The sequence below is a fragment of the Micromonospora sp. NPDC048947 genome, from assembly GCF_040649495.1.
Classification (GTDB): domain Bacteria; phylum Actinomycetota; class Actinomycetes; order Mycobacteriales; family Micromonosporaceae; genus Micromonospora; species Micromonospora alfalfae.
On sequence record NZ_JBEZFO010000004.1, the window covers coordinates 105,135 to 129,798 of the forward strand.

At 70.8% G+C, this 24,664-nt stretch carries 19 protein-coding genes; 7 read left to right on the plus strand and 12 right to left on the minus strand.

The window, feature by feature from the left end:
* Positions 1 to 278: 278 nt before the first annotated feature.
* Positions 279 to 1,265: a BadF/BadG/BcrA/BcrD ATPase family protein gene (locus AB0B98_RS07860; RefSeq protein WP_357361470.1), complete on the minus strand. Its 987-nt coding sequence runs from the start codon at positions 1,263 to 1,265 to the stop codon at positions 279 to 281.
* Positions 1,266 to 1,471: 206 nt separating this feature from the next.
* Here AB0B98_RS07860 and AB0B98_RS07865 point away from each other — a divergent pair, with 206 nt between their 5' ends.
* From AB0B98_RS07865 to AB0B98_RS07885, 5 genes are read left to right on the plus strand one after another with little or no spacing between them, the layout of a single operon-like run.
* Entirely contained in the window at positions 1,472 to 2,425 is a 954-nt protein-coding gene (locus AB0B98_RS07865) for a MurR/RpiR family transcriptional regulator (RefSeq protein WP_357361471.1), read from the plus strand.
* The gene (locus tag AB0B98_RS07870; protein ID WP_091403970.1) at positions 2,422 to 3,171 is read left to right on the plus strand and encodes an SIS domain-containing protein; all 750 of its coding nucleotides are present in this window, start codon (positions 2,422 to 2,424) and stop codon (positions 3,169 to 3,171) included. Before AB0B98_RS07865 ends, AB0B98_RS07870 begins: the two co-directional genes overlap by 4 nt.
* 26 nt (positions 3,172 to 3,197) lie before the next feature.
* Positions 3,198 to 4,634, plus strand: a complete 1,437-nt coding sequence (gene ngcE / locus AB0B98_RS07875; RefSeq protein WP_357361472.1) for an N-acetylglucosamine/diacetylchitobiose ABC transporter substrate-binding protein — start codon at positions 3,198 to 3,200, stop codon at positions 4,632 to 4,634.
* Between the two features lie 18 nt (positions 4,635 to 4,652).
* Positions 4,653 to 5,561, plus strand: coding sequence for a sugar ABC transporter permease (locus AB0B98_RS07880; protein WP_357361473.1), 909 nt, complete (start codon positions 4,653 to 4,655; stop codon positions 5,559 to 5,561).
* Positions 5,561 to 6,490, plus strand: coding sequence for a carbohydrate ABC transporter permease (locus AB0B98_RS07885; RefSeq protein ID WP_357361474.1), 930 nt, complete (start codon positions 5,561 to 5,563; stop codon positions 6,488 to 6,490). Before AB0B98_RS07880 ends, AB0B98_RS07885 begins: the two co-directional genes overlap by 1 nt.
* Before the next feature lie 6 nt (positions 6,491 to 6,496).
* Here AB0B98_RS07885 and AB0B98_RS07890 read toward each other — a convergent pair whose 3' ends face one another.
* Positions 6,497 to 8,188 (minus strand): ABC transporter ATP-binding protein, encoded by a 1,692-nt coding sequence (locus AB0B98_RS07890; protein ID WP_357361674.1) that lies wholly within the window; start codon positions 8,186 to 8,188, stop codon positions 6,497 to 6,499.
* Positions 8,189 to 8,238: 50 nt separating this feature from the next.
* Positions 8,239 to 9,945 (minus strand): ABC transporter ATP-binding protein, encoded by a 1,707-nt coding sequence (locus AB0B98_RS07895; protein WP_357361675.1) that lies wholly within the window; start codon positions 9,943 to 9,945, stop codon positions 8,239 to 8,241.
* 120 nt (positions 9,946 to 10,065) lie between these two features.
* Here AB0B98_RS07895 and AB0B98_RS07900 point away from each other — a divergent pair, with 120 nt between their 5' ends.
* Both AB0B98_RS07900 and AB0B98_RS07905 read left to right on the plus strand, forming a co-directional pair.
* The gene (locus AB0B98_RS07900) at positions 10,066 to 11,775 is read left to right on the plus strand and encodes a bifunctional 3'-5' exonuclease/DNA polymerase (protein WP_357361676.1); all 1,710 of its coding nucleotides are present in this window, start codon (positions 10,066 to 10,068) and stop codon (positions 11,773 to 11,775) included.
* A gap of 170 nt (positions 11,776 to 11,945) precedes the next feature.
* Positions 11,946 to 12,539 (plus strand): NTP transferase domain-containing protein, encoded by a 594-nt coding sequence (locus tag AB0B98_RS07905; protein WP_091405247.1) that lies wholly within the window; start codon positions 11,946 to 11,948, stop codon positions 12,537 to 12,539.
* 139 nt (positions 12,540 to 12,678) lie between these two features.
* Here AB0B98_RS07905 and AB0B98_RS07910 read toward each other — a convergent pair whose 3' ends face one another.
* The 9 genes from AB0B98_RS07910 to AB0B98_RS07950 all read right to left on the minus strand — a co-directional run bounded on the left by AB0B98_RS07910 (position 12,679) and on the right by AB0B98_RS07950 (position 24,554).
* Positions 12,679 to 14,088: a GH1 family beta-glucosidase gene (locus tag AB0B98_RS07910; protein WP_357361475.1), complete on the minus strand. Its 1,410-nt coding sequence runs from the start codon at positions 14,086 to 14,088 to the stop codon at positions 12,679 to 12,681.
* Positions 14,085 to 16,316: an alpha-xylosidase gene (gene yicI / locus AB0B98_RS07915; protein WP_357361476.1), complete on the minus strand. Its 2,232-nt coding sequence runs from the start codon at positions 16,314 to 16,316 to the stop codon at positions 14,085 to 14,087. Before yicI ends, AB0B98_RS07910 begins: the two co-directional genes overlap by 4 nt.
* Positions 16,313 to 17,200, minus strand: coding sequence for a carbohydrate ABC transporter permease (locus tag AB0B98_RS07920; RefSeq protein WP_357361477.1), 888 nt, complete (start codon positions 17,198 to 17,200; stop codon positions 16,313 to 16,315). The genes yicI and AB0B98_RS07920 overlap by 4 nt, the downstream gene beginning before the upstream one ends.
* Before the next feature lies 1 nt (position 17,201).
* Entirely contained in the window at positions 17,202 to 18,170 is a 969-nt protein-coding gene (locus AB0B98_RS07925) for a sugar ABC transporter permease (RefSeq protein ID WP_238672620.1), read from the minus strand.
* 67 nt (positions 18,171 to 18,237) lie between these two features.
* Complete coding sequence (locus tag AB0B98_RS07930; protein WP_238672619.1) at positions 18,238 to 19,542, minus strand: extracellular solute-binding protein; 1,305 nt, start codon at positions 19,540 to 19,542, stop codon at positions 18,238 to 18,240.
* Between the two features lie 76 nt (positions 19,543 to 19,618).
* Complete coding sequence (locus tag AB0B98_RS07935; protein WP_357361677.1) at positions 19,619 to 20,650, minus strand: LacI family DNA-binding transcriptional regulator; 1,032 nt, start codon at positions 20,648 to 20,650, stop codon at positions 19,619 to 19,621.
* Between the two features lie 454 nt (positions 20,651 to 21,104).
* The gene (locus AB0B98_RS07940; RefSeq protein ID WP_357361478.1) at positions 21,105 to 22,013 is read right to left on the minus strand and encodes an amidohydrolase family protein; all 909 of its coding nucleotides are present in this window, start codon (positions 22,011 to 22,013) and stop codon (positions 21,105 to 21,107) included.
* A complete protein-coding gene (locus AB0B98_RS07945; RefSeq protein WP_238672615.1) occupies positions 22,010 to 22,819 on the minus strand; it encodes a metal-dependent hydrolase in 810 nt (269 codons plus the stop codon). The genes AB0B98_RS07940 and AB0B98_RS07945 overlap by 4 nt, the downstream gene beginning before the upstream one ends.
* Positions 22,820 to 22,922: 103 nt before the next feature.
* Complete coding sequence (locus AB0B98_RS07950; RefSeq protein WP_357361479.1) at positions 22,923 to 24,554, minus strand: serine/threonine-protein kinase; 1,632 nt, start codon at positions 24,552 to 24,554, stop codon at positions 22,923 to 22,925.
* Positions 24,555 to 24,664: the final 110 nt, after the last annotated feature.

Sequence of the window (24,664 nt, forward strand, 5' to 3'; positions counted from 1 at the left end):
GAGCGCGCTCGTCTCGGTGCCGCGCGTCGGTGAGCGCGCTCGTCTCGGGTGCCGCGCGTCGGTGATCGCGCTGGAACCTGGAAAGAGTCCCCTCGTCGCGACCGGAGGGCACTACAACCTGGATCGGGCGCGATCATGCGCGGCGTGCGGCGTGCGGCGCGCGGCGTGCGGCGTGCGGCGCGCGGCGTGCGGCGTGCAGGGCGGGGTGGCGCGGCGCGTGGGGCGGGGTGGCGCGGCGCGTGGGGCGGGGGTGCTGTGGGCGCGCTGCGCCGGGGGTGTCAGGGGGTGGGGAAGAGGCGGGCGTGCAGGGCGGCCGGGTCGGTCACCTCGGGTAGGCCGCGGGCGGCCAGCCAGGCTGCGGCGGCGGCCCCGTCTCCGGCGGTACGCAGTGGCGCGTCCGGCCAGTGTCGCGCGATCTCGGCCCGGACGGCGGCGGCCAGCGGGGTGTCGGCGGTGAGCAGGCCACCGCCGAGCACGATCGGTGTCACGGCCCCGGCGGGGCGGATCCGGCTCACGCTCTCGGTGAGGTGTGTGGCGGCTTCGCTGATCAGCGCGGCGGCGACCGGGTCGCCGTGGGTGGCGGCGTCGACGACCAGCGGCGCGAGCCGGGCCAGTTCGACGGGGGGCCGACGAGTCACAGTCTGGATGGTGGCGTCGACGGTGTCCCGGGGGCGGGCGGCGATGTCGGCGCTGCCCAGAATCTCGGTGAGCACTGTCGTGGTCAGCGCGCCGAGCCCATTGCCGGCGTCGAGGTCGGCGAGCAGTCGACGTACGGCTTCCCGGCCGAGCCAGAAGCCGGAGCCGGCGTCGCCGAGCAGCCAGCCGTGGCCGTCGGCGATCCGGTCGAGTCGCAGCTCGTGGACCTGGGCGGTGATCGCCCCGGTGCCGGCGATGAGGATGGTTCCGTCTGCGGCGGCGGTGCCTGAGGCGTACGCGACCAGGGCGTCGCCGTGCACCTCGTACGGGCAGCGCAGGCCGGCGTCGTGCCAGGCCTGGTCGAAGGCGTCCCGCCCGGCGGGGTCGGCGAGCAGCCGGCCGGCTCCGGCGAGCCCGATGGTGCCGGCGGCCGCCCGGGTCGGGTCGACGTCGGCGAGTGCGCCGCGGAGCGCGGTCAGCAGTTCGGCGGCGGCGCGTTCGGCGCCGTGACTGGTGGGGTTGCCGCCGCCGGCGCGGCCGGTGCCGAGGCGTTGCCCGGTGAGGGTGAGGACGGTCGCCCGGGTGGACGTACCGCCGATATCGAGACCCACCACGACGGTGTCGGACATCGGCACGAGTCTCCTTGCGCGGAACGGCGATCTGGCTTGTTCATGCTGGTCGGCGGGGTCGTGCGGGGCAAGTTGTGGCGGGACTGGCGGGCTGTGCACCAGGTAACAGTTTGAAAACTTCGCCCACAGTCTTGACACAGGGGGTCGTTCAGTAAGAACTTTTACCACTAACAGTTAACAGTCTTTTCGGAAAGCTGAGGCGTCTCATGGTTGATCACGAGGTGGACACCGCCGCGGGGACCGCGGTGGTCGACGCCAACGTGATCGACCGGCGGACCTCGGCCTCCGACGGGGTGTTGGCCCGGGTACGCAACGGGCTCGGCGAGTTGACCGGCGCCCTGCGTCGGGTCGCCGAGCACGTGCTCAGCGACCCGGAGGCCGCCGCCCGCTCGACAATCGTCGAGCTGGCCGAGCGCAGTGGCACCTCACCGGCGACCATCACCCGCTTCTGCCGGGCGATGGGCTTCGAGGGATACGCCGACCTGCGACTGGGCATCGCCTCCGAGACCGGCCGGGCCCGCTCGGCCGGTTGGACGGTCGACATCGGACGGGAGATCCAGCCGAGCGACCCGCTCGCCCGGGTGCTCGACCAGATCATGGCCGCCGACACCCGGGCCATGCACGACACCGCCACACTGCTCGACCTCACCGAGGTGGAACGGGCCGCTGTGGCGATCGCCGGCGCCAGCAGGGTGAACATCTTCGGTGCCAGTGGCAGCGCCCTGGTCGGTGAGGAGATGCAGTTCAGCCTGCACCGCATCGGTGTGGCCGCGTGGGCGTGGAACGACGTGCACGAGGGGCTGGCCAGCGCCGCGTTGCTGCGATCGGGGGACGTGGCGCTCGGCATCTCGCACACCGGGCAGACCCGGGAGACGATCGAGATGCTCGCCGAGGCGGGCAGCCGGGGCGCCACCACGCTCGCGCTCACCGGCTTCCCCCGCTCCCCGTTGGCCGAGCTGGCCGACATCGTGCTGCTCACGGCCAGCCAGGCGACCACCTTCCGACCGGACGCGCTCTCCGCCCGGCACCCCCAACTGGTGGTGCTCGACCTGCTCTACATCGCCGTCGCCCAGCGCACGCACGACCGCGCGCACGCGGCCTTCCGGCGGACAGCGCAGGCAGTCGACGGGCACAAGGCGGCGAAGGGAGCCCTCTCATGATCAGCGCCCAGGGGTACGCGGACGCCGTCCGCCCGGTGCTCGACCGGCTGCTCGACTCGGAGGCCGACGGGATCACCCGGGCCGCCGACCTGATCGCCGACAGCCTGCGCGACGGCGGCGTGCTCCAGGCGTTCGGCGCCGGGCACTCGGAGGCGTTCGCCGCCGAGTTGGTCGCCCGGGCCGGCGGGTTGGTCCCCACCAACAGGCTCTCGGTCCGGGACCTGGTGATGCACGGTGACGCCCCGCGTGACGTGCTCGCCGATCCCAAGCTGGAACGTGATCCCTCCATCGCCCACCAGATCTACGCGCTCGCGGCACCCCAGCCGCGCGACGTGTTCGTCGTGGCGTCCCAATCCGGCATCAACGGCTCGGTGGTCGAGCTGGCGGCGCTGGTCACCGAGCGCGGTCACCCGTTGATCGCGGTCACCTCGGTCGAGCACACCGCGCGGGTCGCCCCACGGCACCCGTCCGGGCACCGGCTCGCCGACCTCGCCGACGTCGTGCTGGACAACGGCGCGCCGTACGGCGATGCACTGCTGCCGCTCGAGGGCGGCGGCGCGGTCTGTGCGGTCTCCTCGGTCACCACGGCGCTGCTGGCGCAGTTGCTGACCGCGGAGGTGGTACGACGGTTCCACCAGGCCGGGGAGGTACCCCCTATCTACCTCTCCGCCAACGTCCCCGGCGGGGACGAGCACAACCTCGCCCTCGAGTCGCGGTACGCCGGACGTCTCCGGCGTACCGCATGACCCGAATTTCACAAGGAGAGACGACGATGTCGATTACCCCCGAACACCCGGCCGCACTCGACCGTCGCACGGTGCTGCGTCGCGCCGCCGCCGTGGGCATGCTCGCCACTCCGGCCATCGGCCTGCTCGGCGCCTGCGCCACCAGCGGCAGCGACGGTGACAACGAGCAGGTCGCCGGCGGCACCAAGAGCGAGAAGAACCCGCTGGGCGTCAAGGAGGACGCCGCGATCGAGGTGGTCATCTTCAACGGTGGCTACGGCGAGAAGTACGCCACCGACGTGCACGAGCCGCTGTACAAGAAGGCGTTCCCCAAGGCCGAGGTCAAGCACCAGGCCACCCAGGCCGTCTCCACTGTGCTCCAGCCGCGGTTCGCCTCCGGTAACCCGCCGGAGTTCGTGAACAACTCGGGCGAGAAGCTGATGGACTTCGGGGCGCTCGTGGCCGACGGTCAGCTCCAGGACCTCACCGAGCTGTGGGACGCGCCGTCCGTCGACGACCCGAGCAAGAAGGTCCGCGACACGGTGGTGCCGGGCACCATCGAGGCCGGTTCGTTCAACGGCAAGCCGTTCGTCCTGTACTACGTCTCCACCGTCTTCGGCATCTGGTACTCGGGCAAGCTGTTCAAGGACAACGGCTGGGCGCCGGCGAAGAACTGGGACGAGTTCCTGGCCCTGCTCACGAACATCAAGGCCAAGGGCATCACCCCGTACGGCTACGCCGGGGCGAACGCCGCGTACTACCAGTGGAACGTGATCCTCACCCACGCCGCCAAGATCGGCGGCACCGACGTGCTGAAGAACATCGACAACCTGGAGGACGGTGCCTGGAAGCAGGACGCCGTCAAGCAGGCTGCCGCGGCGTGGGCCGAGGTCGGCGCGAAGTTCAGCGACAAGAGCTTCGAGGGGCTCAAGCACACCGACGTGCAGCTGCGGCAGAACCAGTACAAGGTGGCCATGTACCCCAGCGGTGACTGGCTGGAGGGCGAGCAGAAGAAGGACACGCCGGCCGGCTTCGACTACCAGCTCATGCCGGTGCCGAGCCTGTCCGCCTCGGACAAGCTGCCGGCCACCGCGCTGCGTGCCACCGCCGGTGAGGGCTACTTTGTCTCGGCGAAGAGCAAGAACCCCAAGGGCGGGCTGGAGTACATGCGCCAGATGCTGTCGAAGGAGGGGGCGAAGGGCTTCACCGAGGTGGTCAAGGCCCCGACCGTGGTCACCGCCGGCTCGGAGGGCTTCGCCTTCCCGCCCGGTGTGGCCAGCTCCCAGGCCGCGCTCAAGGCAGCCGGTCAGGACGTGTTCAACCTGTACTTCGACGGTTGGTACAAGGAGCTCGACACGGAGGCGCGTACCGCCACCAACGAGCTGATGTTCGGCCGGATCAACGCCGACGCCTTCGTGGAGCGGATCCAGAAGCGCGCCGACGCCATCAAGAAGGACAGCTCCGTCACCAAGTTCAAGCGCTGATCGATCGGAGCTAGGGTCATGCGGCACGGCAAGTATCCATTCGTGATCGGGTTCCTGTTCGCCCCGGTCGCGCTGTACGTGACATTCGTGATCTGGCCGTACGCGCAGGCGTTCCAGATCTCGATGACCAACTGGCGGGGGCTGTCGGCCCCGCAGTGGGTGGGCTTCGACAACTACCGGAGGTTGCTCGACGACGGGGCCTTCTGGAAAGCGGTCCAGCACCACGGCGTACTGCTGCTTGCCCTGCCGCTGATCACCATTGCCATCGCCCTGTTCTTCGCCTTCCTGCTCAACGTGGGCGGCAAGAGCAGCGGCGGGCAACGCCAGGGGGTCTGGGGGGCGAAGTTCTACCGGGTGGTGTTCTTCTTCCCCCAGGTCCTGGCGGTGGCCATCATCGCCGTGTTGTTCCAGATGGTGTACCGGCCGAACGAGTCCGGCCTGATCAACGGCGTGTTGATGAAGTTCGGCATCGAGCCGGTCCTCTTCCTCGTCAAGCCGAACCTGGCCCTCTGGTCGATCATCGCGGTGCTGGTGTGGCAGGCGGTCGGCTTCTACGTGGTGCTCTTCTCGGCCGGGATGGCCTCCATCCCCGGTGAGATCTACGAGGCCGCCGAGATGGACGGTGCGACGAAGGTGACCTTGTTCTTCCGGGTCACCCTGCCGCTGCTGTGGGACACCCTCCAGGTGGCCTGGGTGTACCTCGGGATCGCGGCGTTCGACGCGTTCGCCATCGTCGCGGTGCTCTCGGTGGACGGTGGCGGCCCGGACGGCGCCACCACGGTTCTCGCCATGGAGATCTACCGCAACGCGTTCGTCTACTCGAAGTACGGCTACGCCTCGGCGATGGGCGTGGCGCTGTTCTTCCTCACCCTCACGTTCGCGGCGCTGACGCTGCGGCTCACCAAGCGGGAAAGCGTGGAGTACTGATGAATCCGCAGTCGACGCTGCCGCCGACGCCGGCGGCGCTGCCGCCGAAGACCGGTGACCCGTCCGCCCCCACCGGGTCGGGGCACAAGGGCCCCCGCTCGGAGGTACGGTTCTTCGCCAGCCTGGGGCACGTCGCGCTCGCCGTGTGGGCGGTGATCGTGATCGTGCCGATCCTCTGGACCTTCCTCGCCGCGTTCAAGAACACCAGCGAGATCTTCAGTAGCCCGTGGACGCTGCCGGCCGAGCTGCGCTGGGAGAACTTCGGGCGGGCCTGGACCAAGGCGCACGTCGGGCGGTACTTCCTCAACAGTGTGATCGTGGTGTCGTGCAGCACGTTCCTCACCATGCTGCTCGGTTCGATGGCCGCGTACGTGCTGGCCCGCTACAAGTTCTGGGGGAACCGGGCGGTCTACTTCCTCTTCGTCTCGGGGTTGGCCTTCCCGGTCTTCCTGGCGCTGGTGCCGCTCTTCTTCGTGGTGAAGAACCTCGGTCTGTTGGACACCCACACCGGCGTGGTGCTGGTCTACACCGCGTACTCGTTGCCGTTCACTGTGTTCTTCCTGGCCGCGTTCTTCAAGACGCTGCCGTCGTCGGTGGCCGAGGCGGGGATGATCGACGGCTGCGGGCACAGCCGGTTGTTCTTCCAGGTGATGATGCCGATGGCGAAGCCGGGTCTGATCAGCGTCGCGATCTTCAACATCATCGGTCAGTGGGCGCAGTACCAGCTCCCGTTGGTGTTGCTCTCCAACGCCAAGGACAAGTGGGTGCTCACCCAGGGCATCGCCGACATCTCCGTCAACGCCGGTTACGAGGCGGACTGGTCCGGGTTGTTCGCCGCGCTGACCATCGCCATCCTCCCGATGATCATCGTGTATGCGGTGTTCCAGCGTCAGATCCAGGCCGGCCTCACCTCCGGCGCGGTGAAGTAGGACGCCTCAGCGCTCGTCGACGCGGGTGTGCCAGGAGCGCCACAGGGCCGCGTACGCTCCGCCGGCCGCGACCAGCTCGTCGTGGCTGCCGATCTCGGTGATCCGACCGTCGGCGAGCACGGCCACCCGGTCGGCGTCGTGCGCGGTGTTGAGCCGGTGCGCGATCGCGATGACGGTCCGCCCGACCAGCACGGCGGCCAGCGCGCGTTCGGTGCGGCGGGCGGTGGACGGATCGAGCGCGGCGGTCGCCTCGTCCAGGATCAGCGTGTGCGGGTCGGCGAGCACCAACCGGGCCAGCGCGAGCTGTTGGGCCTCGGCCGCACCGAGTTGACGGGCCCCGTCGCCGAGCTGGGTGTCCAGGTCGTCGGGTAGCCCGGCAAACCAGTCGGCGCCCACCGTGAGCAGCGCGGCGCGCATCTGCTCGTCGGAGGCGTCGGGCGCGGCGAAGGAGAGGTTGTCGCGTACCGAGCCGATGAAGACGTGGTGCTCCTGGGTGACCAGGGCGATCCGGCGGCGACGCTCGGCCGGGTCGAGGTCGGTGACCGGGCAGCCGCCGATGCTGACGACGCCCTGACGCGGCGCGTCGATCCCGGCCAGCAGCCGGGCCAGTGTGGACTTGCCCGCGCCGGACGGGCCGACGACGGCCAGCCGCTCACCGGGCTGCACCTCCAGGTCGATGCCGTGCAGCACGTCCGTCCCGTCGGAGTAGGAGAACCGGGCGCCTCGAACGACGAGCCGCTCGCCCCGTGACGAGGCGGTCGTGCCGGCTGCTTCGGGCGGAACCAGGCCCACGCCGAGCAGCCGCGCGTACGACGCGAACCCGCGTTGCGCCTGCTCGGTCCACTGCAACAGCCGGTCCAACGGGTCGATCGCCTGTTGCAGGTAGAGCGCGCCGGCGACCACCGCGCCCAGCGACACCATGTCCCGGGAGAGCAGGTAGCCCCCGACGAGCAGGACCATGGCGACCGGCAGCGGATAGCTGGCCTCGACGACCGAGAAGAACACGGTACGCAGCGCGAGGGTCGCCCTACGGGCCCGCCACACGGCAGTGACGCGGGTGGTGCCGTGCCGGATCCGGTCGTCGGCCAGCCGCAGCGCCTCCACGGTGCGCGCGCCCTCGGCGGTGGTGGTCAGCGTCTCGGTCAGCTCGGCCGCCGCCGCGCCCTCGGTGAGGTACGCGGAGCTGGCCCGGCGCAGGTACCAGCGGGTCACCCCCACGATCGACGGGAGCCCGGCCAGCGCGGCCAACCCGAGCAGCGGGTGCAGCAGGAAGATGGCCCCGAACAGCAACGTCAACTGCACCGTGGCGATGACGATGGTGGGCACCACGTCCCGGACTGTGGTGCCGACCGTCGACACGTCGACCGAGCTGCGGGTGGCCAGGTCCCCGGAGCCGGCACGCTCGACGACCGAGACGGGCAGCCCGAGAGTCCGGGAGACGAAATCCTCGCGCAGCTCGGCGACGGCCCGTTCGCCGAAGCGGTGGCCGGCGTACTGGGCGTACCGGGAGAGCAGGGCGCTGACCAGGACGCAGCCGGCGATGGCCAGTGCCAGTCGGTCCACGGTGGCCACGTCCGCGCCCGCGGTGACCCGGTCGACGATGGTGCCCAGCAGCCACGGCGGGGCGAGCCCGGCGACCGCGGCGGCGCTGTGCAGCGCCAGCACGACCCAGACGGCGCGCCGGTGCCGGCTGATCATGTCCCGCAGGGCCCGGCGTACGGTGCCGCGGTCGGCGACGGGCAGCCGGCTCACCGGTACGCCTCCTCGCTGCCGCGGGCCACCAGGTGCCGGTAGGCCGGGTCGTCGTCGAGCAGGTCGGCGTGGCTGCCGGTGGCGGTGATCCGGCCGGCGCTCAGCAGCGCGACCAGGTCGGCCCGGCCGAGCAGCAGCGGCGACGTGGCGATCACCACTGTGGTCAGCCCGGCCCGCGCGGCCTGCAGCCGCTCGGCGATCCGCGCCTCGGTGTGCGCGTCCACCGCCGACGTCGGGTCGACGAGGATCAGCACCTCCGGTTCGATGCTCAACGCCCGGGCCAGGCGCACCCGTTGACGTTGACCGCCGGAGAGCGTCCGGGCTCGGGCGTCGATCGGAGTGTCCAGCCCGGCGGGCAGGGCGTCGACGACGTCCTGCGCCGAGGCGGTCCGCACTGCCGCGCCGATCCGTTCGTCGTCGCCGTCGGCCCCGGCGCACAGGATGTCGCGCAGCGTGCCGGCGAAGAGGTAGGAGTCGTGGTCGGCGACGAGGATCCGCGCGCGGACCTCGTCCAGGGCGACCTCGCGCAGCGGCACGGCCCCCCAGGTGACGTCACTGGCGACGTACCGGCCGAGCCGGTCGGCCAGTGCGACGGCCGCCGCCGGATCATCTGCCGCCACCCCGGTCAGTTGGCCGGCGCGCACGGTCAGGCCGGTAACCGGGTCGTGCAGGTCGGCCGGGCGGTCCGGCCCGGCCCGGTCGTCGGGCTGGCGTGCCTCGGGCACGGCGCCCGGCCACCGGCGGCCCGGGCCACCGACGTCGTCCGGTGTCACGTTGAGCAGGTCGGCGATCCGTCGGGCGGCGACCCGACCGCGGATGAGCTGGTGACTGCCCTCCAGCAGAAACCAGACCGGCACGATCAGGGTCGCCACGTAGCCGTAGACGGCGACCAACTCGCCGATCGTGACGTCACCGGTCACCGCCATCCGGGCCGTCAGCCACACCACCGCCGCCAGGAACAACCCGGGGATGGCGACCGTCGCCGCGTCGATCCAGCTGTTGACAGCGCCGACCCGGTAGCCCTCGGCGCGTAGCTCCTGGGACCGGGCCGCGTACCGTCGGGCGAACAGGTCCCGGCCGCCCACCCCGGCGAGCACCCGCAGCCCGGCCACGATGTCGCCGGATCGGGCGGTGAGCGCGCCCTGTTGCCGGCGGTAGACCGACTCGACCTGCTCCAGGCGGCGCAGCAGCGGCCCCACGATCAGACCGACGACCGGCACCCCCACCAGCACGCAGAGCGCGAGCATCGGGGAGATCGACCAGAGCACCACGGCGATCACCCCGTACGCGACGACAGCGCCGACGCCCGGTCCGGTCAGCGTCAGCGTCTGCGCCGTCCAGTCGATGTCGGAGCCGCCGATGGTGGACACCTCGCCCGCCCCGACGCGGCGGGGCAGCACCGCGCCGATGCGGGACAGGTGGCGCAGCAGGACCTCCGCCGAGCGGGCCTTGGCGTCCTCCCGGATGAAGGTCATCGTGCGGTGCCGCATGATGCCCAGGTACGACAGGGCCACGCCAGCGACGACGATCGCCGTGACCCAGAGCGCCAAGGCCCGGGTGTCGCGTTCGCGCAGCCCGTCGTCGACGGCGCGGGCGATCAGGTAGGGCCGGGCCGAGAGCCCGATCATCCAGGCCGTGCCGATCAGGCTGCCGCGTAGCACCCGCCAGGGTTGGCGGCGGACGAGCCACCACAGGTAGCGCATCGGACCGCGGGCGTCGGGGGTGCCAGGATCGGGATGCGGGATCTGGGGAGGCACCCGATCACGCTACCGACCGGCAGTGACACCCCACCGACCCGATCTTGGTGAGGTGCGCCTCCGTTTCTGTCGGACGGGGGAGGCAGAATCACGTTCGTGCTGGTGGCGGTGGTGTCCGACGAGCGGGGTGGGGGAGTGCTGTGCCCGCTGGACGCCACCGGCCGGCCGACCGGCCCGCCCGAGGTGGTCACCGATCTGGTCGCCGCGGTCGCCGCCCGGGAGGCCGCCGAGCACCCGCGCTGGGTCTGGGCGACCGCCACGGCGCTCTACCCGACGCTGCTGCGCGCCGGCGTCCGGGTCGATCGGTGTCACGACGTGGAGTTGACCGAGGCGTTGCTGCTCGGGCACGTGGGCCGCTGGGGTGAGCCCCGCTCGCTGGCCGCAGCCTGGGCCCGGCTGACCGGCGCGGCGGTGCCGCCCGACCCGCCGGCGCGCGCCGCCGCACCGCCCGGGCACGGGCAGGGCGCGCTCTTCGACACGGTGCCCGGTCCGCCGGGCCCGGGCATCGAGGCACTGACCCAGGTGTACGCCGACCAGCTCACCCGCGTCGCCGCGACCGAGCACCCCGGCCGGTTCCGGTTGCTGGTGGCCGCGGAGTCGGCCGGCGCGCTGATCGCGGCGGAGATGGGCGTCGCCGGGCTGCCCTGGCGTGCCGACGTGCACAACGAGATCCTGCACGAGCTGCTCGGCGAGGCGTCCCCGGTCGGTGGTCCGCCACGCCGACTCGCCGAGTTGGCCGCCCGGATCGCCGACGCGCTCGGCGTACGCGGCCTGCACACCGACTCCCCGACGGAGCTGCTGAAGGCGTTCGCCCGGGTCGGGGTGGAGCTGCCAAACACCCGGGCGTGGGTGCTGCGCGGGGTGGACCATCCGGCGGTGCCGCTGGTGCTGGAATACAAGGAGCTCTACCGGATCTGGACGGCGCACGGCTGGTCCTGGCTCGATCAGTGGGCGCGGGGTGGCCGGTTCCAACCGGAGTACGTGCCGGCTGGTGTCGTCTCGGGCCGGTGGGCCACCCGGGGTGGTGGCGCGTTGCAGATCCCCAAGGTGATCCGGCGGGCGGTGGTGGCCGATCCGGGCTGGCGGTTGGTGGTCGCCGACGCCGGGCAGTTGGAGCCACGGGTGCTGGCCGCGGTCTCCGGCGACGCGCGGTTGGCGGCGGCGGGCGGTGCCGGCGACCTCTACGCGGCCCTGGCCCGCGACTCGTTCGGCGGTGACCGGGCCAAGGCCAAGGTGGCACTGCTCGGCGCGATGTACGGGCAGACCGGCGGGGCCGCGGTGCCCGCGTTGGCGGTGCTGAAGCGCAGCTACCCGACGGCGTTCGGTTACGTCGAGGCGGCGGCGCGTACCGGTGAGACGGGTGGGCTGGTGCGGTCGTGGCTGGGGCGGACGTGTCCGCCCGGTTCGGCCGGGTTCGGTGATCTCGACGATGAGCCCGCCGATCCGGAGGGGGCGGGTGATCCGCACAGTCCGCGGGCGCGGGCCGCCCGGTCCCGGGGGCGCTTCACCCGTAACTTCGTCATCCAGGCCACGGCGGCGGAGTGGGCCTCCACGTTGCTGGCCACGTTGCGGACGGAGCTGTCCGGCACCGACGCCGAGCTGGTCTTCTTCCAGCACGACGAGGTGGTCGTGCACGTGCCGGCCGGTCAGGCCGACGCGGTCGCCGAGGCTGTCAACCGGTCCGGGGAGCGCGCCTCCGCGTTGCTCTTCGGTGCGACGCCGGTCCGGTTCCCACTGGACCTGTCCATCGTCGACTGCTACGCCGACGCGGCCTGACCGGCGGAGTGTCCGTGTCGACGGATGCCGGTCGTGTAACGGTTGTGCTATTTCTCCTTTTCGCCCCGCCACCCCCGGCTGGCCGTCCTCGTTGCAGTGTCCGTAGGAGGGGACGATCGGTAACGGTCCGTCCCGTGCTGGAGGGGGCGCAGCTGAACCGGATCGCAGGAATGATCATCGCCGCAGGCGGGGGACGACGGATCGGTGGTCCCGAGGCGCTGCTGCACCAGGGTGACAAGCCCCTGGTGAATCAGATGATCGACACGATGACCGAGGCGGGCTGCGAGCAGATCGTGGTCGTCCTGGGCGCTGCCGCCGAGCAGGTCCAGGAAGCCGCCGACCTGGGCAAGGCGACCGTTGTGATCAACAAGGCGTGGGGCACCGGAGTCGGCTCGTCGATCCGGGCCGGCCTGGCCGCCATGGACGACGAGGGGATCGAGGCGGTGGTGGTGGTCCCGGTCGACATGCCGGGCCTGACCGCCAAGGCGGTCAGCCGGGTGACCGCGCTGCCGTACCCGGACGTGCTGGTCTGCGCCACCTACGACGGGTTGCGCGGCTACCCGATGTTGTTCGGCCGCCGGCACTGGCCCGGCATCGCCACGCTGGCCAGCGCCGACGTGGGCGCCCGGCCGTACCTGTTGGCGCACAAGGACCAGATCGTCGACATCGCGTGCGACTCGGTGGCCGACGGCAGCCGGATCGACACTCCGGAGCTGATGGAGTTGTACGGGCTCACCGTCCCGCCGCAGCGCGTCGGGGTCTAGGGGGCGGGCCGCGCGATCTTGCGGTTTCTGTCGCCGATACGCGTGGTATGCCCTGAATGTCGGGGCCGTAAGTGCAAGATCGCGGGAGGATGGAAGTGCGCCGGACAGCCCTGGTGACGGGGCTGCCCGGCGGTGCGTCTTACTCCTGGGCCTGGTCCAGCTCACCAGTGGCGGCGAGGCGCTGATACCAGTGGGCGCTGTCCTTCCAGGTGCGTACCTGGGTGTCGTAGTCGACCCTGATGATGCCGAAGCGACGGTCGTAGCCGTAGCCCCACTCGAAGTTGTCCAGCAACGACCAGACGAAGTAGCCGCGCACATCAGCGCCCTGCGCGCGGGCGTCGGCCATCGCGCCGATGTGCCGACGCAGGTAGTCGATCCGCCGGTCGTCGTGGATCCGGCCGTCGGCCGACACCACATCGTCGAACGCCGCGCCGTTCTCGGTGATCATCATGGGCTGGCTGGGGTACTCACGCTGGAGGCGCAGCAGCAGCTCGGTCAGCGCCGGCGGGTCGATGTTCCAACCCATCGCCGTGTACGGGCCGGGCTGCGGCAGGAAGTCGACGTTCTCCGCAGCCACCCACGGCGTCGAGGTCGACGCGCCGTGCCCGTCGGCGTCGGAGCGCGCCGACACTCCGTCCCACGCCCGGACCAGGGTGCTGGAGTAGTAGTTGACCCCGAGCACGTCCAGCGGCACCGCGATCAGCTTCTCGTCACCCTCGCGGACGAACGACCAGTCGGTGACCGAGGCGGTGTCGGCCAGCAGGTCGGCCGGGTACTTGCCGTCCAGCATCGGGCCGAGGAACGCCCGGTTCGCCAACGCGTCGATCCGCCGGACCGCGTCCTGGTCGGCGGCCGAGTCGGACGCGCCCCGGACGACGTGCAGGTTCAGCGTCACCGACAGCTCGGCGGACGGGGCCAGCTCCCGGACCACCCGACCGGCCAGGCCGTGCGCGAGGTTGAGGTGGTGCACCGCGGCCAGCGCCGCCGCCGGCTCGGTCCGACCCGGCGCATGCACGCCGGAGGCGTAGCCCAGGTACGCGGAGCACCACGGCTCGTTGAGCGTCGTCCAGGTGTGCACCCGGTCGCCCAGCGCACCGACGATGCCCGCCGCGTACTCCTGGAAGCGCAACGCGGTCTCCCGCGACGCCCAACCACCGGCGTCCTCCAACTCCTGCGGCAGGTCCCAGTGGTACATGGTGGCCACCGGGCGGACACCCCGCTCCAGCAGCCCGTCCACCAGCCGCGAGTAGAAGTCGATGCCGGCCTGGTTGAACCGGCCCGAGCCGCCCGGCTGCACCCGGGGCCAGGAGATGGAGAACCGGTACGCGCCGAGCCCCAGGTCGGCGATGTGCCCGAGGTCGTCGGCCCACCGGTGGTAGTGGTCGGCAGCCACGTCGCCGGTGTCACCGTTGAGGGTCCGACCCGGTGTGTGGCTGTAGGTGTCCCAGATGGACGGTCCGCGCCCGTCCTCGGTCGCCGCGCCCTCGATCTGGTACGCGGCAGTCGCCGACCCCCAGACGAAGCTCTCCGGGAAGTGGTGTTGCGTCATCGTTCCGTCCCCTGGATCTCGCAGATGTAGCCCGTCGAGGTACCGGCGACCAGTTCGGCGCTGGCTGTCCCGCCCTCGTAGCGCACGTCGAACTCGGCGCCCGGCCCGTTGCCGGGTGACGGTACCCGTACCCGGGTCCGCTGCCCCTCGGTCGGTGCGTACACCCGCAGCCGCACATCGTCGGCCCACTCGTAGTCCGGTCGGTCGGTACGCGAGCCGAACGGGATGACAGCGCCCGGTCGGGCCAGCACCGGCAGGCTGTCGAAGCCGTGCTTCTCGGTCAACCACGCCGGACCGGTGACCTGCGCGCCGGTGACCAGGTGCGTCCACGTGCCGGCGGGTACGTAGTACGTGACGTCGCCGTCGGCGCTGAGCACCGGGGCGACCAGCACGTCCGGGCCGAGCATGTACTGCCGGTCCAGGTGGGCCGTCGCCGGGTCGTCCGGGAACTCCAGGAACATCGGCCGCATCACCGGCGTACCGTCGCGGTGTGCCTCCTGGGCGGCGGCCGCCAGGTACGGCATCAGGCCGAGCTTGAGGTGGGTGAAGTGCCGCAGCACGTCCACGGCCTCCTCGTCGTACGCCCACGGCACCCGGTACGAGCCGGACCCGTGCAGCCGGGAGTGCGAGGAGAGCAGCCCGAAGGCGACCCACCGCTTGAACACCGCCGGGTCGGGAGTGCCCTCGAAGCCGCCGATGTCGTGGCTCCAGTAGCCGAAGCCGGACGACGCCAGGGACAACCCGCCGCGCAGCGACTCGGCCATCGCGACGAACGTCGACTCGCAGTCGCCGCCCCAGTGCACCGGGAACTGCTGCCCGCCGACGGTGGCCGAACGGGCGAACAGCACCGCCTCGCCCTCGCCGCGCTCGGTCTCCAGCAGCTCGAAGACCGCCTTGTTGTAGAGGTACGAGTAGTAGTTGTGCATCCGCTGCGGGTCCGAGCCGTCGTGCCACACCACGTCGGTCGGGATGCGCTCGCCGAAGTCGGTCTTGAAGCAGTCGACGCCCATGTCCAGCAGGGCCTTGAGCTTGCCGGTGAACCAGCGGACCGCGTCCGGGTTGGTGAAGTCGACAAGCGCCATGCCGGCCTGCCACTTGTCCCACTGCCAGACCGAACCGTCCGGGTTGCGCACCAGGTAACCGGCCTCGCGGCCCTCCTCGAAGAGGTACGAGCGCTGCGCGATGTACGGGTTGATCCAGACGCACACCTTCAGGTCGCGCTCGTGCAGCCGGCGCAGCATCCCCTCCGGGTCGGGGAAGGTCGCCGGGTCCCAGACGAAGTCGACCCAGTGGAACTGACGCATCCAGAAGCAGTCGAAGTGGAACACCGACAGCGGCAGCCCGCGCTCGGCCATCCCGTCGACGAACTCGGTCACCGTCTTCTCGTCGTACGAGGTGGTGAACGAGGTGGACAGCCAGAGGCCGTACGACCAGGCGGGGATCCGGGCCGGACGGCCGGTGAGGGCGGTGTACCGGCGCAGCACGTCCTTCGGGTGGGGCCCGTCGATGACGTAGTAGGTGAGCGACTGACCCTCGACGCTGAACTGGGTCTGGGTGACCACCTCGGAGCCCACCTCGAACGACACGTGCTCCGGGTGGTCCACGAAGACCCCGTAGCCGGCGCTGCTCAGGTAGAACGGCACGTTCTTGTACGCCTGCTCGCTGGCGGTGCCCCCGTCGGCGTTCCAGATGTCGACGGTCTGCCCGTTCTTGACGAACGGGCCGAAGCGCTCGCCCAACCCGTACACCGTCTCGCCGACACCGAGGGCGAGCCGTTCGTGCACGTGTCGGCGGCCCTCGGCGTCGGTGACGACGCCGATGCTGCGTGCGGTGGACGCGGTGACGAGCCGGTCGCCGTGCAGGAAGTCGACCCGCCACCCGTCGATGAGCGCGACCCGCGCGGTCAACTCGCCGGTGGTCAGCGTCGCGCTGAGCCCTGTGACGTCGACGGTGACCGGGTGCGTCTCGTCGGTGCTCAGCCCGAAGTGCGGCTCGCGGGGCAGCCCTCCGGTGTGGTGGGCGATGGTCACTCCGATGACGCCGGGGGCGGGGGAGAAGAACCGGACGGTGACCAGGGGGCGGTTGAGGGTGTCGCCGCGGCCGGTGATCTGACCGGTCGGCGCGAAGACGGTGAAGCCGCGTTCGTCCGGCTCGACCGACTCCACGACGCCGGGGCGCAGGACACTGACGCCGGGTCGCAGCTGCCAGTACCCGTCGGTGAACTTCACTTCTCGGCTCCTGCCGTGATGCCGCGCGCCAGAGTGCGCTGGAAGATGAGGAAGAAGAGGATGGCCGGCACCAGGCTGATCAGCGCGCCGGCGTTTGTGGTCGGAGCGTCCATCAGCCGGTCGCCCTGCAACGACGCGAGCGCGACCGGAATGGTCTGCGTCTGGTTGTCGATCAGCATGACCAGCGGGATGAGGAACTCGTTCCACGTCCAGATGAAGAAGAAGATGAGCAGCACCGCGAGGGTGGGCCGCAGGTTGGGGAAGACCACCCGCCACAGCACCGTCCACTTGCCGGCGCCGTCCAGCGCGGCGGCCTCCAGCAGTGAGCGCGGGAACGTGCCCATCACCGAGGCGAGCAGGTACGTGCCGAACGCGCTCTGGATCACGGTGAAGATGATGATCACCGAGAGCTGGGTGTTGTAGAGGCCGACCTGCTTCGCCACGTAGTACAGCGGGTAGATCAGCGCCTCCTGCGGAAGCATGTTGGCCAGCAGGAAGAGACCGACGATCCACAGCCGGCCCCGGACCCGGCCGATGCCCAGCGCGTACGCGTTGAGCAGCGACACGGCGACGCCGAGCACAGCCACCGAGCCGGCGATGACCGCCGAGTTCCAGAACTTCAGCGGGAAGTTCACCTCGGTCCAGTACGTGCGCAGACCCTTGCTGTAGAACTCCGTCGGCCAGCTCAGCGGGCCGCCCGACGAGTAGTCGCCGGGCGACTTGAACGCGTTGAGCAGCATGAACGCGAACGGCACCAGCATGACGAGCGCGCCGAGGGTGACCAGGGCGAGCACCACCCAGCGGCTGACGCCACGGTGGTGTCGATCGCGTACGGGCCGGGCCGGCGTCACCGGCACCGTGCTCGGTGTGAGCGTGACGGCCATGTCAGAACCCCCGGTCCCGGCGCTCGCTGCGGGCCTGCATCCAGATGAAGACTCCGGCCACCACCACGATGATCAGTGTCAGCACCATGGAGATCGCGGAGCCGTAGCCGACCTGCAGCTTCTTGAAGAACGTGTAGTAGGCGAAGTACGACGGCACGTTCGTGGCATTGTCCGGGCCGCCCCGGGTCAGGGCGAAGATCGGCCCGAACACCTTCAACGCGGCGATGGTGCAGGTCAGGGCCACCACGAAGGTCTCCGGGCGGATCTGCGGAAGGGTGATCGCCCGGAACCGGTGCAGCCAGTTCGCGCCGTCGACCTCGGCCGCCTCGTACAGCTCGGGGTCGACCCGTTGCAACGCCGCCATGAAGACGACCACCGGGTAGCCGATCTGCACCCAGATCATCACGGCCATCACAGCCGGCAGGGCGGTGCCGGGGTCGCCGAGCCAGTCGTGGCGTAACGCACCGAGACCGACAGCGTCGAGGAGGCTGTTGAACGCGCCGTCGGGGCGCAGGATCCAGCCCCAGACGATGCCGGCCACCACGACGGGCAGCACCTGCGGAAGGTAGAACGCGGCCCGCAGCGCGGCGGCGGTGCGGGGCTTGAACCGGCGGCCGATGACGTCGAAGAGCACCGCGGCGAGCAGCAGCCCGAGCACTGTGGGCACCACCACCATGGCGACGAGCATCCAGACGGTGTTGCGGAACGACGCCCAGAACACGTCGTCCTGCAGCAACGCCTGGTAGTTGTCCAGGCCGACCCACCGGGGGTCGCCGATGCCGGACCACTTGGTCAGTGACAGGTAGAGGGTGCCGACCAGCGGCGCGCCGATGACCAGGAGAAAGAGCACCGCTCCGGGGAGCAGGTAGAGCCAGTACGCCGCGTTGCGGCCGCGGCGTCTGCGGCTGGGCGCGGGCGGGGTGGGGGTCGCGGCCGGCGGTGTGGCGGCGACCGTCTCGGAGACTGCCATGGAAGATCCTTCCCGGCGGGGCGGGCGGGCGCGCCGGTCGTGCCGGTCGCGCCCGCCGCTCGCCGTGTCACTTGCCGGTGATCTCCTTGACGCCATCGGCGTACGGCTTGGCGATCGTGTCGAGAACCTGGTCGGGCGACTTCGAGCCGTTGATCAGACCCTGGAAGCCGGAGACCAGCACGTCGTAGTAGCCGGGGACCGGCCAGTCCGGGTAGAAGGCGAGCCCGTCGGACTTGCTGACCGTGTTGAAGTCCTCGATCAGCTTGCGGTCCTTCGGGTCGCTGATCTTCGACGCGTCAGCGGCGACCGGAACACCACCGTTGTTGCCGATCAGGTCCTGGATCTCCGGACGCAGGGTGATGTCGATGAAGTCGTACGCCAGGCTCTTGGCCTTGCTGTTCTCCGGGACGACCCAGAGGTTGCCGGACGAGCCGGCCTGCAGGGTGTTGCCGGGGAAGAGGAAGGTGTCCCAGTTGGCCTTCATCTCGGTCTTGAACCGGCCGTACCACCAGCTACCCGAGACGATCATCGGAACCTTGCCGCCGATGAAGGCGGTGCCCATGTCCTCGGCCTTGAGGCTGGCCGAGTTCTTCGCGACGTAGCCCTTCTGCACCCACTGGGCGAAGGTGTCCGCGCCGTACTTGAGCGGGTCGGCCTTGAAGTCGACAGGGTTCTTGTAGAGCTGGTAGTTGTCGACGAACTGCCTGTCGCCCTTGGAGAGGGCGAGCTGGTAGAAGAGCTGCCCGGCCGGGTACTCGGCGCCGGCCATGCCCAGCGGGGTGATGCCCTTGCCGACGAAGGTGTCCATCGCGGCGGTCATCTCGGCCATCGTGGTCGGGACCTTGACGCCGTTGCTCTGGAACAGGTCCTTGTTGTAGTAGACGGTGACGTACTCGCCGTAGTTCGGCACGCCGAACCACTTGCCGGAGCCCATCACGCCCTTGTCGCTGTAGCGGGCGGTGGTCTGCAGGCTGGGGCTGAGCTTGCCGGCCCAGCCGCGCTTGTCGGCCTCGCTGCTCAGGTCGGCCAGCAGGCCCTGGGAGGAGAGCAGCCCGGCGGTCGCGTTGCCCTTGTTGTACTCCATGATGTCCGGGCCCTCGGACGAGTTGATGATCATGCCCGCGTTCTGCTGGATCTGCTCGAACGCCTTGCGCTCGAAGCGCACCTCGACGCCCGGGTGCTCGGACTTGAAGATCTCGATCGCCCGGTTCCAGCCGACCCCCATGGCGCTGTTCTCGCTCTCGTAGTGCCAGAGCTTGAGGGTCTTGGCGTCGCTGTTGTCCCCGTTGTCACCACCGCCGCAGGCGGCCACTGTGGTTGTCGCGGTCGCTGCCAGGGCGATCGCGGCGACGAGCCGGCGGAATCGCTGCATTAGCATCCTCCTCGTTGAGTATCTAGCCGGTACTTCACGGGGCCCGTCGTCGCGTTGCAGCGCGGCGGCGGGCCATTTACTGATCGGCCCCTACCGGTTGGTGGCGTCGGGGCGCGGCGGTCGACCCCCGGATCTCCAACGTGCACGGCAGCAGTTGCTGGTGACGAAGGTCAGCGGGGCCATCAAGGTGGCGCGTCAGCGCCTCGATCGCGATCCGGCCGAGCGCCGAACCGGGTGACGTCATGGCGGTCAGCGCCGGGGTGGCCAGTTCGGCGACCTGCGGTGAGGTGACCATCGAGACGACGGAGACGTCGTCGGGCACTGACAACCCGCGGCCGGTCAGCTCGCCGAGGATGCCGAAGATCGCCGTCTCGTTCATGGCCAACACCGCGGTCAGTTCCGGGGCCTGCGCGAACGCGGCGGCCAGGGCGGCCCGCCCGCCGGCGGCGCTGTCCTCGGCCGCGATCATCACCGGCTCCAGGCCGTGCCCGGTCATCGCCGCGGTGAAGGCGTCGCGGGTACGCAGCGCGGGCCCGTAACCGCTGGCCAACGTGGCGGCTGAGTGGTTGACGTAGACGATGCGCCGATGCCCGAGGCTGACCAGGTGCGCGACGGCGTCCCGGACGGTCTGGTCGAAGTCGATGTCGACGTAGGAGAGCGTGCTGGTGTCGCCGGTGCGGCCGATCAGCACCAGCGGCACCCCCGCCTCCTGGAGCACTGTGACCCGCTCGTCGGCCAGTTGGACCTCCATCAGCACGACCCCGTCGAGCATCCGCTGACTGGCCAGCCGACGCAGGTCGTCGAGGTCGCCTCCGCCGACCGGCGAGAGCACCAGGTGGTAGCCGGCGACGCTGGCCGCGGCGGCGGCACCTGTGACGAAGGCGGTCTCGGTGGCGCCGAGGCCGCGTTCGTCCATCGGCATCAGCAGGCCGAGGATCCGGCTACGGCGACTGGCCAGCCCACGGGCCATGGCGTTGGGTTGGTAGTCGAGCTGCGCCATCGCGGCGAGCACCTTGTTGCGGGTGGCCTGCGAGATCGGGCGGGTGCCGGTGAGCACGTACGAGACGGTGCTGACCGAGACCTGCGCGAGGCGGGCGACGTCATGCATGGTGGCCACCGCGCACCTCCTCCGGCCTGGGGTGGGACCGCTCCCGAACTTCGTCGAAGCGTTTCGACGAAGCGGTTCGACAGGACGCTAGGCCACCTGTTACGGCGACGTCAATAGCCGATGTCGAAAAGAATTCAGGGGGCGCGCGGCCCTCGTCCAGCCCGCGCCACGCCGCGCGCTGCGCCTTGGCCGCCGGTGAGGGGGGCGACAGCAAGATCGTGCTCGATCCTGGATGTAGTCCCCTCGGGTCGCCGCAGAAGCCACTACATCAAGGATCGAGCACGATCTTGGGCGCGGGGCGCGGGGCGCGGGGCGCGGGGCGCGGGGCGCGGGGCGCGGGGCGCGGGGCGCGGGGCGCGGGGGCGCGGGGATGGGGCATGGGGGCGCGGGGCATGGGGGCGCGGGGCATGGGGCGTGGGGCGGAGGTGAGTGCGCGGGGCGCGGCGGTCGCGGGTCAGGGCAGGTCGAAGAGGGTGGCGGCGCTGTTCCAGCAGACCGCGCGTAGCCAGTCGTCGCCCAGGTCCAGTCGGGCCAGCCCGCTCACCTGGTCGGCGTACGGGTACGGGATGTTCGGAAAGTCGCTGCCCAGCAGCACCTTGCCGGCCAGTCCCAGGTCGCGCAACCGGGGCAGCTCCTCGGCGGGGAAGGCGACGAACTGGTCGAAGAAGGGCGTAAACGCCATTGTGGTATCCAGTCGGACCCGCTCGTACGTCTCGGCGAGGTCCAGGAAGGCCAGGTAGTCCGGGGCGCCCATGTGTGCCACCACGGCGGTCAGCCGAGGGTGGCGGGCGAGCAGGGCGGCGAACGGTTCCGGCCCGGTGTGGGAGGTCCCCACCGGTGCGTGCCCGGCGTGCACCACCACCGGCACACCCGCGTCGGACAGCATCCCCCACACCGGGTCCAGCGCCGGATCGGTTGGCGCGAAGCCGCCGACCTGTAGATGCAGCTTGAACACCCGGGCGCCTTCGGCGAGGGCGGCCTCGACGTACCCGGGGGCCTCCGGCTCCGGATAGAACGTGGCCGAGGCCAGGCAACCGGGGGTGTCGCGGGCGAAGTCCAGCGTCCAGCGGTTGAGTTCCGCCGCCATGCCCGGTCGGTGCGCGTACGCCAGGGCGCTGAACGCCCGCACCCCGATCCGGCGCAGGTGCGCGACCCGGTCGGCGTCGCTCCACCGGTAGCGGATCGGCCACTCGGTGCCGACCAGCGGCCCGGCGGCGTCGAAGTAGGCCCACACCCGACGCAGCAGGCGCGGCGGCAGGAAGTGCACGTGCACGTCGGCGAGGCCGGGCAACCCCAGGGCGCGGCAGAACTCCGGTACGCGTTCGTCCTCGACCGGCGGGTTCGCCGACGCCGGATCGGTCATATGTCGATGTCGAAACGGCTCAGCACCGAGGGCGCGATCAGGCCGACGGTGGCGAGAGCGGAGACGACGGTCAGTGCGATGCGCATCCCGACCACTTCGGCCTTGCTGCCGACGCGCAGGGCGATGCTGTTCGGCAGGCCGATCATCATCCACATGCGCCGCTTGATCGGGATCGGCCAGAGGATCGGCACACCCGCTCTGGTGATCATGTCGCCGAGGATGTGCACGAAGCAGCCCACGCCCAGCGCGGTGCCGATCAGCGGATAGCCGCGTCCGCCCGGCAGGTTGGCGAAGGTGAACCAGGCCGCGCCGGCCGACGCGAGGGTGATGATCACCCACCCGGCCCGCTCGGCCCACTCGTCGAACAGCCCACGCAACGCCAGGCCGAACATGAAGAACAGGATGGTGATGACCGCCCACTTGCCGTACGCGGCGCAGAGCGCTGTGGTGCCCCAGCCGACCAGCACGGTGAACGGCAGCGTGTGGGTCAGCGTCCGGTGCCCGTTGTTGCGGCGTGGGTCCTTGCTGAGCTTGGTGGCGTAGTAGACACCGAGGGAGATCTTCTCCATCACCTCGGCGGCGAAGAGCGAGAAGACTCCGAAGGTACGGGCCACGGTGGCCCCACCCTGGTTCTTGGTCACCTTGCCCGACATGTCGAGGTCGGGAAAGAGCGCGCCACCGGCGCACACCGCGGTGCCCACCGCCAACGCGAGCGGCGACTGGTGGTAGTCGGCGAACTGCTCCAGCGCCCAGGAGCCAGCCAGCCACACCGCCGCGCCGGACAGCGCGTGTTGCGGTCCCATCATCTCGGCTCACCCTCCCCAGGGATCTTGAGCGCCCAAAACTACGCCACTGTAGTCAGCGTCGGCGCCGCAGGGGCATCACCCGGAAGGTCCACATCGGACCGCGTCACAGGGTGGGGGTGAAGCTCTGCCGGATCATCGGCAAGTATGCCGCGTTGACCTGCCAGTCGAACTCTTCTGTCAACCACGAGACGGTGTAGGAACGGTCGGTCGCGGTGTTGGCCAACAACCTCAAGCTGTGCACCGGAACGCCGACGGCGTTCTGCCAGCCGCACTCCCACACCGCGCCACCCTCGAAGATGTCCATCGCGGAGATGTCCACCTTGCGATAGCCCGGCAGCGCGGCACTCCCGGTCAGCCGGGCCTCCTCGGCCTTCCAGTACGCCACCGGATCCGGGCGGGCCGGCCCCGCCTCGACGCTGAGCACCCGGGACCCGCCGGATTTCCGGAAGCAGGTCACCGGGCCCTCGGCCCAGCGCTCCCACCCCACCGGCGCGGCGATCCGGAACCCGGTCGGGTCGTCGTACCAGGTCCAGCCCTCGCGTAGCCCGTACTTCACGTCGGGTGGCGGTGACACCGCCACCACCGGGGTCGCCGACGGGGGCGGGGACGACGTGCAGGCGAACGCCGCCGGCCGGGAGGTTGGCGCGCCACCACCCGAGCCGGACGGTGGGGTTCGATCATCGTGCCGGTTGACCAGCGCCAGCGTGACGCCACCCGCGACGAGCACAGCGGTGGCCACACCACCCAGGGCGAGCAGCCGCCGTCGCCGGCCAGGTGGACGCCGCGGGCGCGGGGTCGGGGTCGGCGTGGCCGGCTCGTCCGACGGGGCCACCGGTTCGACAGGGTGCGGCGTGATGGCCCGCCCGGCGCTGCGGATCGCCGCGACCGCCGAGGAGCGGACCGACCCGGCGGGCTCGTCGACGCTCGCCGCGGCGCTGCGCAACAGCGGCTCCGCCTCGGCGGCGGTCAACCGCCGCCAGGGGTCGCGCTGCAAGAGGCCGGTGAGGGCGGGACGCAACGGGCCTGCTCGACGCATCGGATCCGGTGGTTCGGTGGCCAGCGCGCTGAGCGTCGCCATCGCGCTCGACCGCGCGTACGGTGACTTCCCCTCGACCGTCGCGTAGAGCGTCGCGCCCAGCGACCACATGTCGGTGCGGGCGTCGGACACCCCGTCGCGGGCCCGTTCGGGGGCGACGAACTGCGGTGAGCCGAGCACCGTTCCGGGCCCGGTCATCACACCCTCGCCGCCGTCGAAGGTGGCCAGCCCGAAGTCGGTGAGCACCACCCGCCCGTCGTCGGCCACCAGCACGTTGTGCGGCTTCACGTCGCGGTGCAGCACCCCGGCGGCGTGCGCGGCCCGCAACGCGGCGAGCACCGCCAGCCCGATCCGGGCGGTGCGCCGCGGGCTCAGCGGCCCCTCGGCGCTGATGATCTGCTGCACCGATCGCGACGGCACGTACTCCATCACGATCCAGGGGCTCTCCCGGTCGTGGACCACGTCGTAGAGGCGGACCACGTTGGGATGGTTGAGCCGGGCGGCGGCGCGTGCCTCACGCAGGGTTCGGAGCCGCAGCTCCTCGCGCTCGGTCTCGGCCAGCCAGGACGGCGGCACGATCTCCTTCACCGCCACGTCGCGATGCAACATCTCGTCGCGAGCAAGCCACACCCGGCCCATTCCGCCGGTGCCGACCAGGTCGAGCAGCCGGTACCGACCCGCGATCAGCAACTGATGCACGGTCGCTCCCCCTCGGTCACCCCGGGATCCACGATAGCCACCAATGCCGGCTTTCTCATCCACTGAGCGGCCTCGATCCACGACGGACGGTGGTCCGGATCATGGCCATA

What these genes read in the sequence shown, in the direction of transcription:
- AB0B98_RS07860 (WP_357361470.1), bottom strand. Translation starts at nt 1,265, where the DNA reads ATGTCCGACACCGTCGTGGTGGGTCTCGATATCGGCGGTACGTCCACC.
- AB0B98_RS07865 (WP_357361471.1), top strand. Translation starts at nt 1,472, where the DNA reads ATGGTTGATCACGAGGTGGACACCGCCGCGGGGACCGCGGTGGTCGAC.
- AB0B98_RS07870 (WP_091403970.1), top strand. Translation starts at nt 2,422, where the DNA reads ATGATCAGCGCCCAGGGGTACGCGGACGCCGTCCGCCCGGTGCTCGAC.
- ngcE (WP_357361472.1), top strand. Translation starts at nt 3,198, where the DNA reads ATGTCGATTACCCCCGAACACCCGGCCGCACTCGACCGTCGCACGGTG.
- AB0B98_RS07880 (WP_357361473.1), top strand. Translation starts at nt 4,653, where the DNA reads ATGCGGCACGGCAAGTATCCATTCGTGATCGGGTTCCTGTTCGCCCCG.
- AB0B98_RS07885 (WP_357361474.1), top strand. Translation starts at nt 5,561, where the DNA reads ATGAATCCGCAGTCGACGCTGCCGCCGACGCCGGCGGCGCTGCCGCCG.
- AB0B98_RS07890 (WP_357361674.1), bottom strand. Translation starts at nt 8,188, where the DNA reads ATGATCAGCCGGCACCGGCGCGCCGTCTGGGTCGTGCTGGCGCTGCAC.
- AB0B98_RS07895 (WP_357361675.1), bottom strand. Translation starts at nt 9,945, where the DNA reads ATGCGCTACCTGTGGTGGCTCGTCCGCCGCCAACCCTGGCGGGTGCTA.
- AB0B98_RS07905 (WP_091405247.1), top strand. Translation starts at nt 11,946, where the DNA reads ATGATCATCGCCGCAGGCGGGGGACGACGGATCGGTGGTCCCGAGGCG.
- AB0B98_RS07910 (WP_357361475.1), bottom strand. Translation starts at nt 14,088, where the DNA reads ATGACGCAACACCACTTCCCGGAGAGCTTCGTCTGGGGGTCGGCGACT.
- AB0B98_RS07920 (WP_357361477.1), bottom strand. Translation starts at nt 17,200, where the DNA reads ATGGCCGTCACGCTCACACCGAGCACGGTGCCGGTGACGCCGGCCCGG.
- AB0B98_RS07925 (WP_238672620.1), bottom strand. Translation starts at nt 18,170, where the DNA reads ATGGCAGTCTCCGAGACGGTCGCCGCCACACCGCCGGCCGCGACCCCC.
- AB0B98_RS07930 (WP_238672619.1), bottom strand. Translation starts at nt 19,542, where the DNA reads ATGCAGCGATTCCGCCGGCTCGTCGCCGCGATCGCCCTGGCAGCGACC.
- AB0B98_RS07935 (WP_357361677.1), bottom strand. Translation starts at nt 20,650, where the DNA reads ATGCATGACGTCGCCCGCCTCGCGCAGGTCTCGGTCAGCACCGTCTCG.
- AB0B98_RS07940 (WP_357361478.1), bottom strand. Translation starts at nt 22,013, where the DNA reads ATGACCGATCCGGCGTCGGCGAACCCGCCGGTCGAGGACGAACGCGTA.
- AB0B98_RS07945 (WP_238672615.1), bottom strand. Translation starts at nt 22,819, where the DNA reads ATGATGGGACCGCAACACGCGCTGTCCGGCGCGGCGGTGTGGCTGGCT.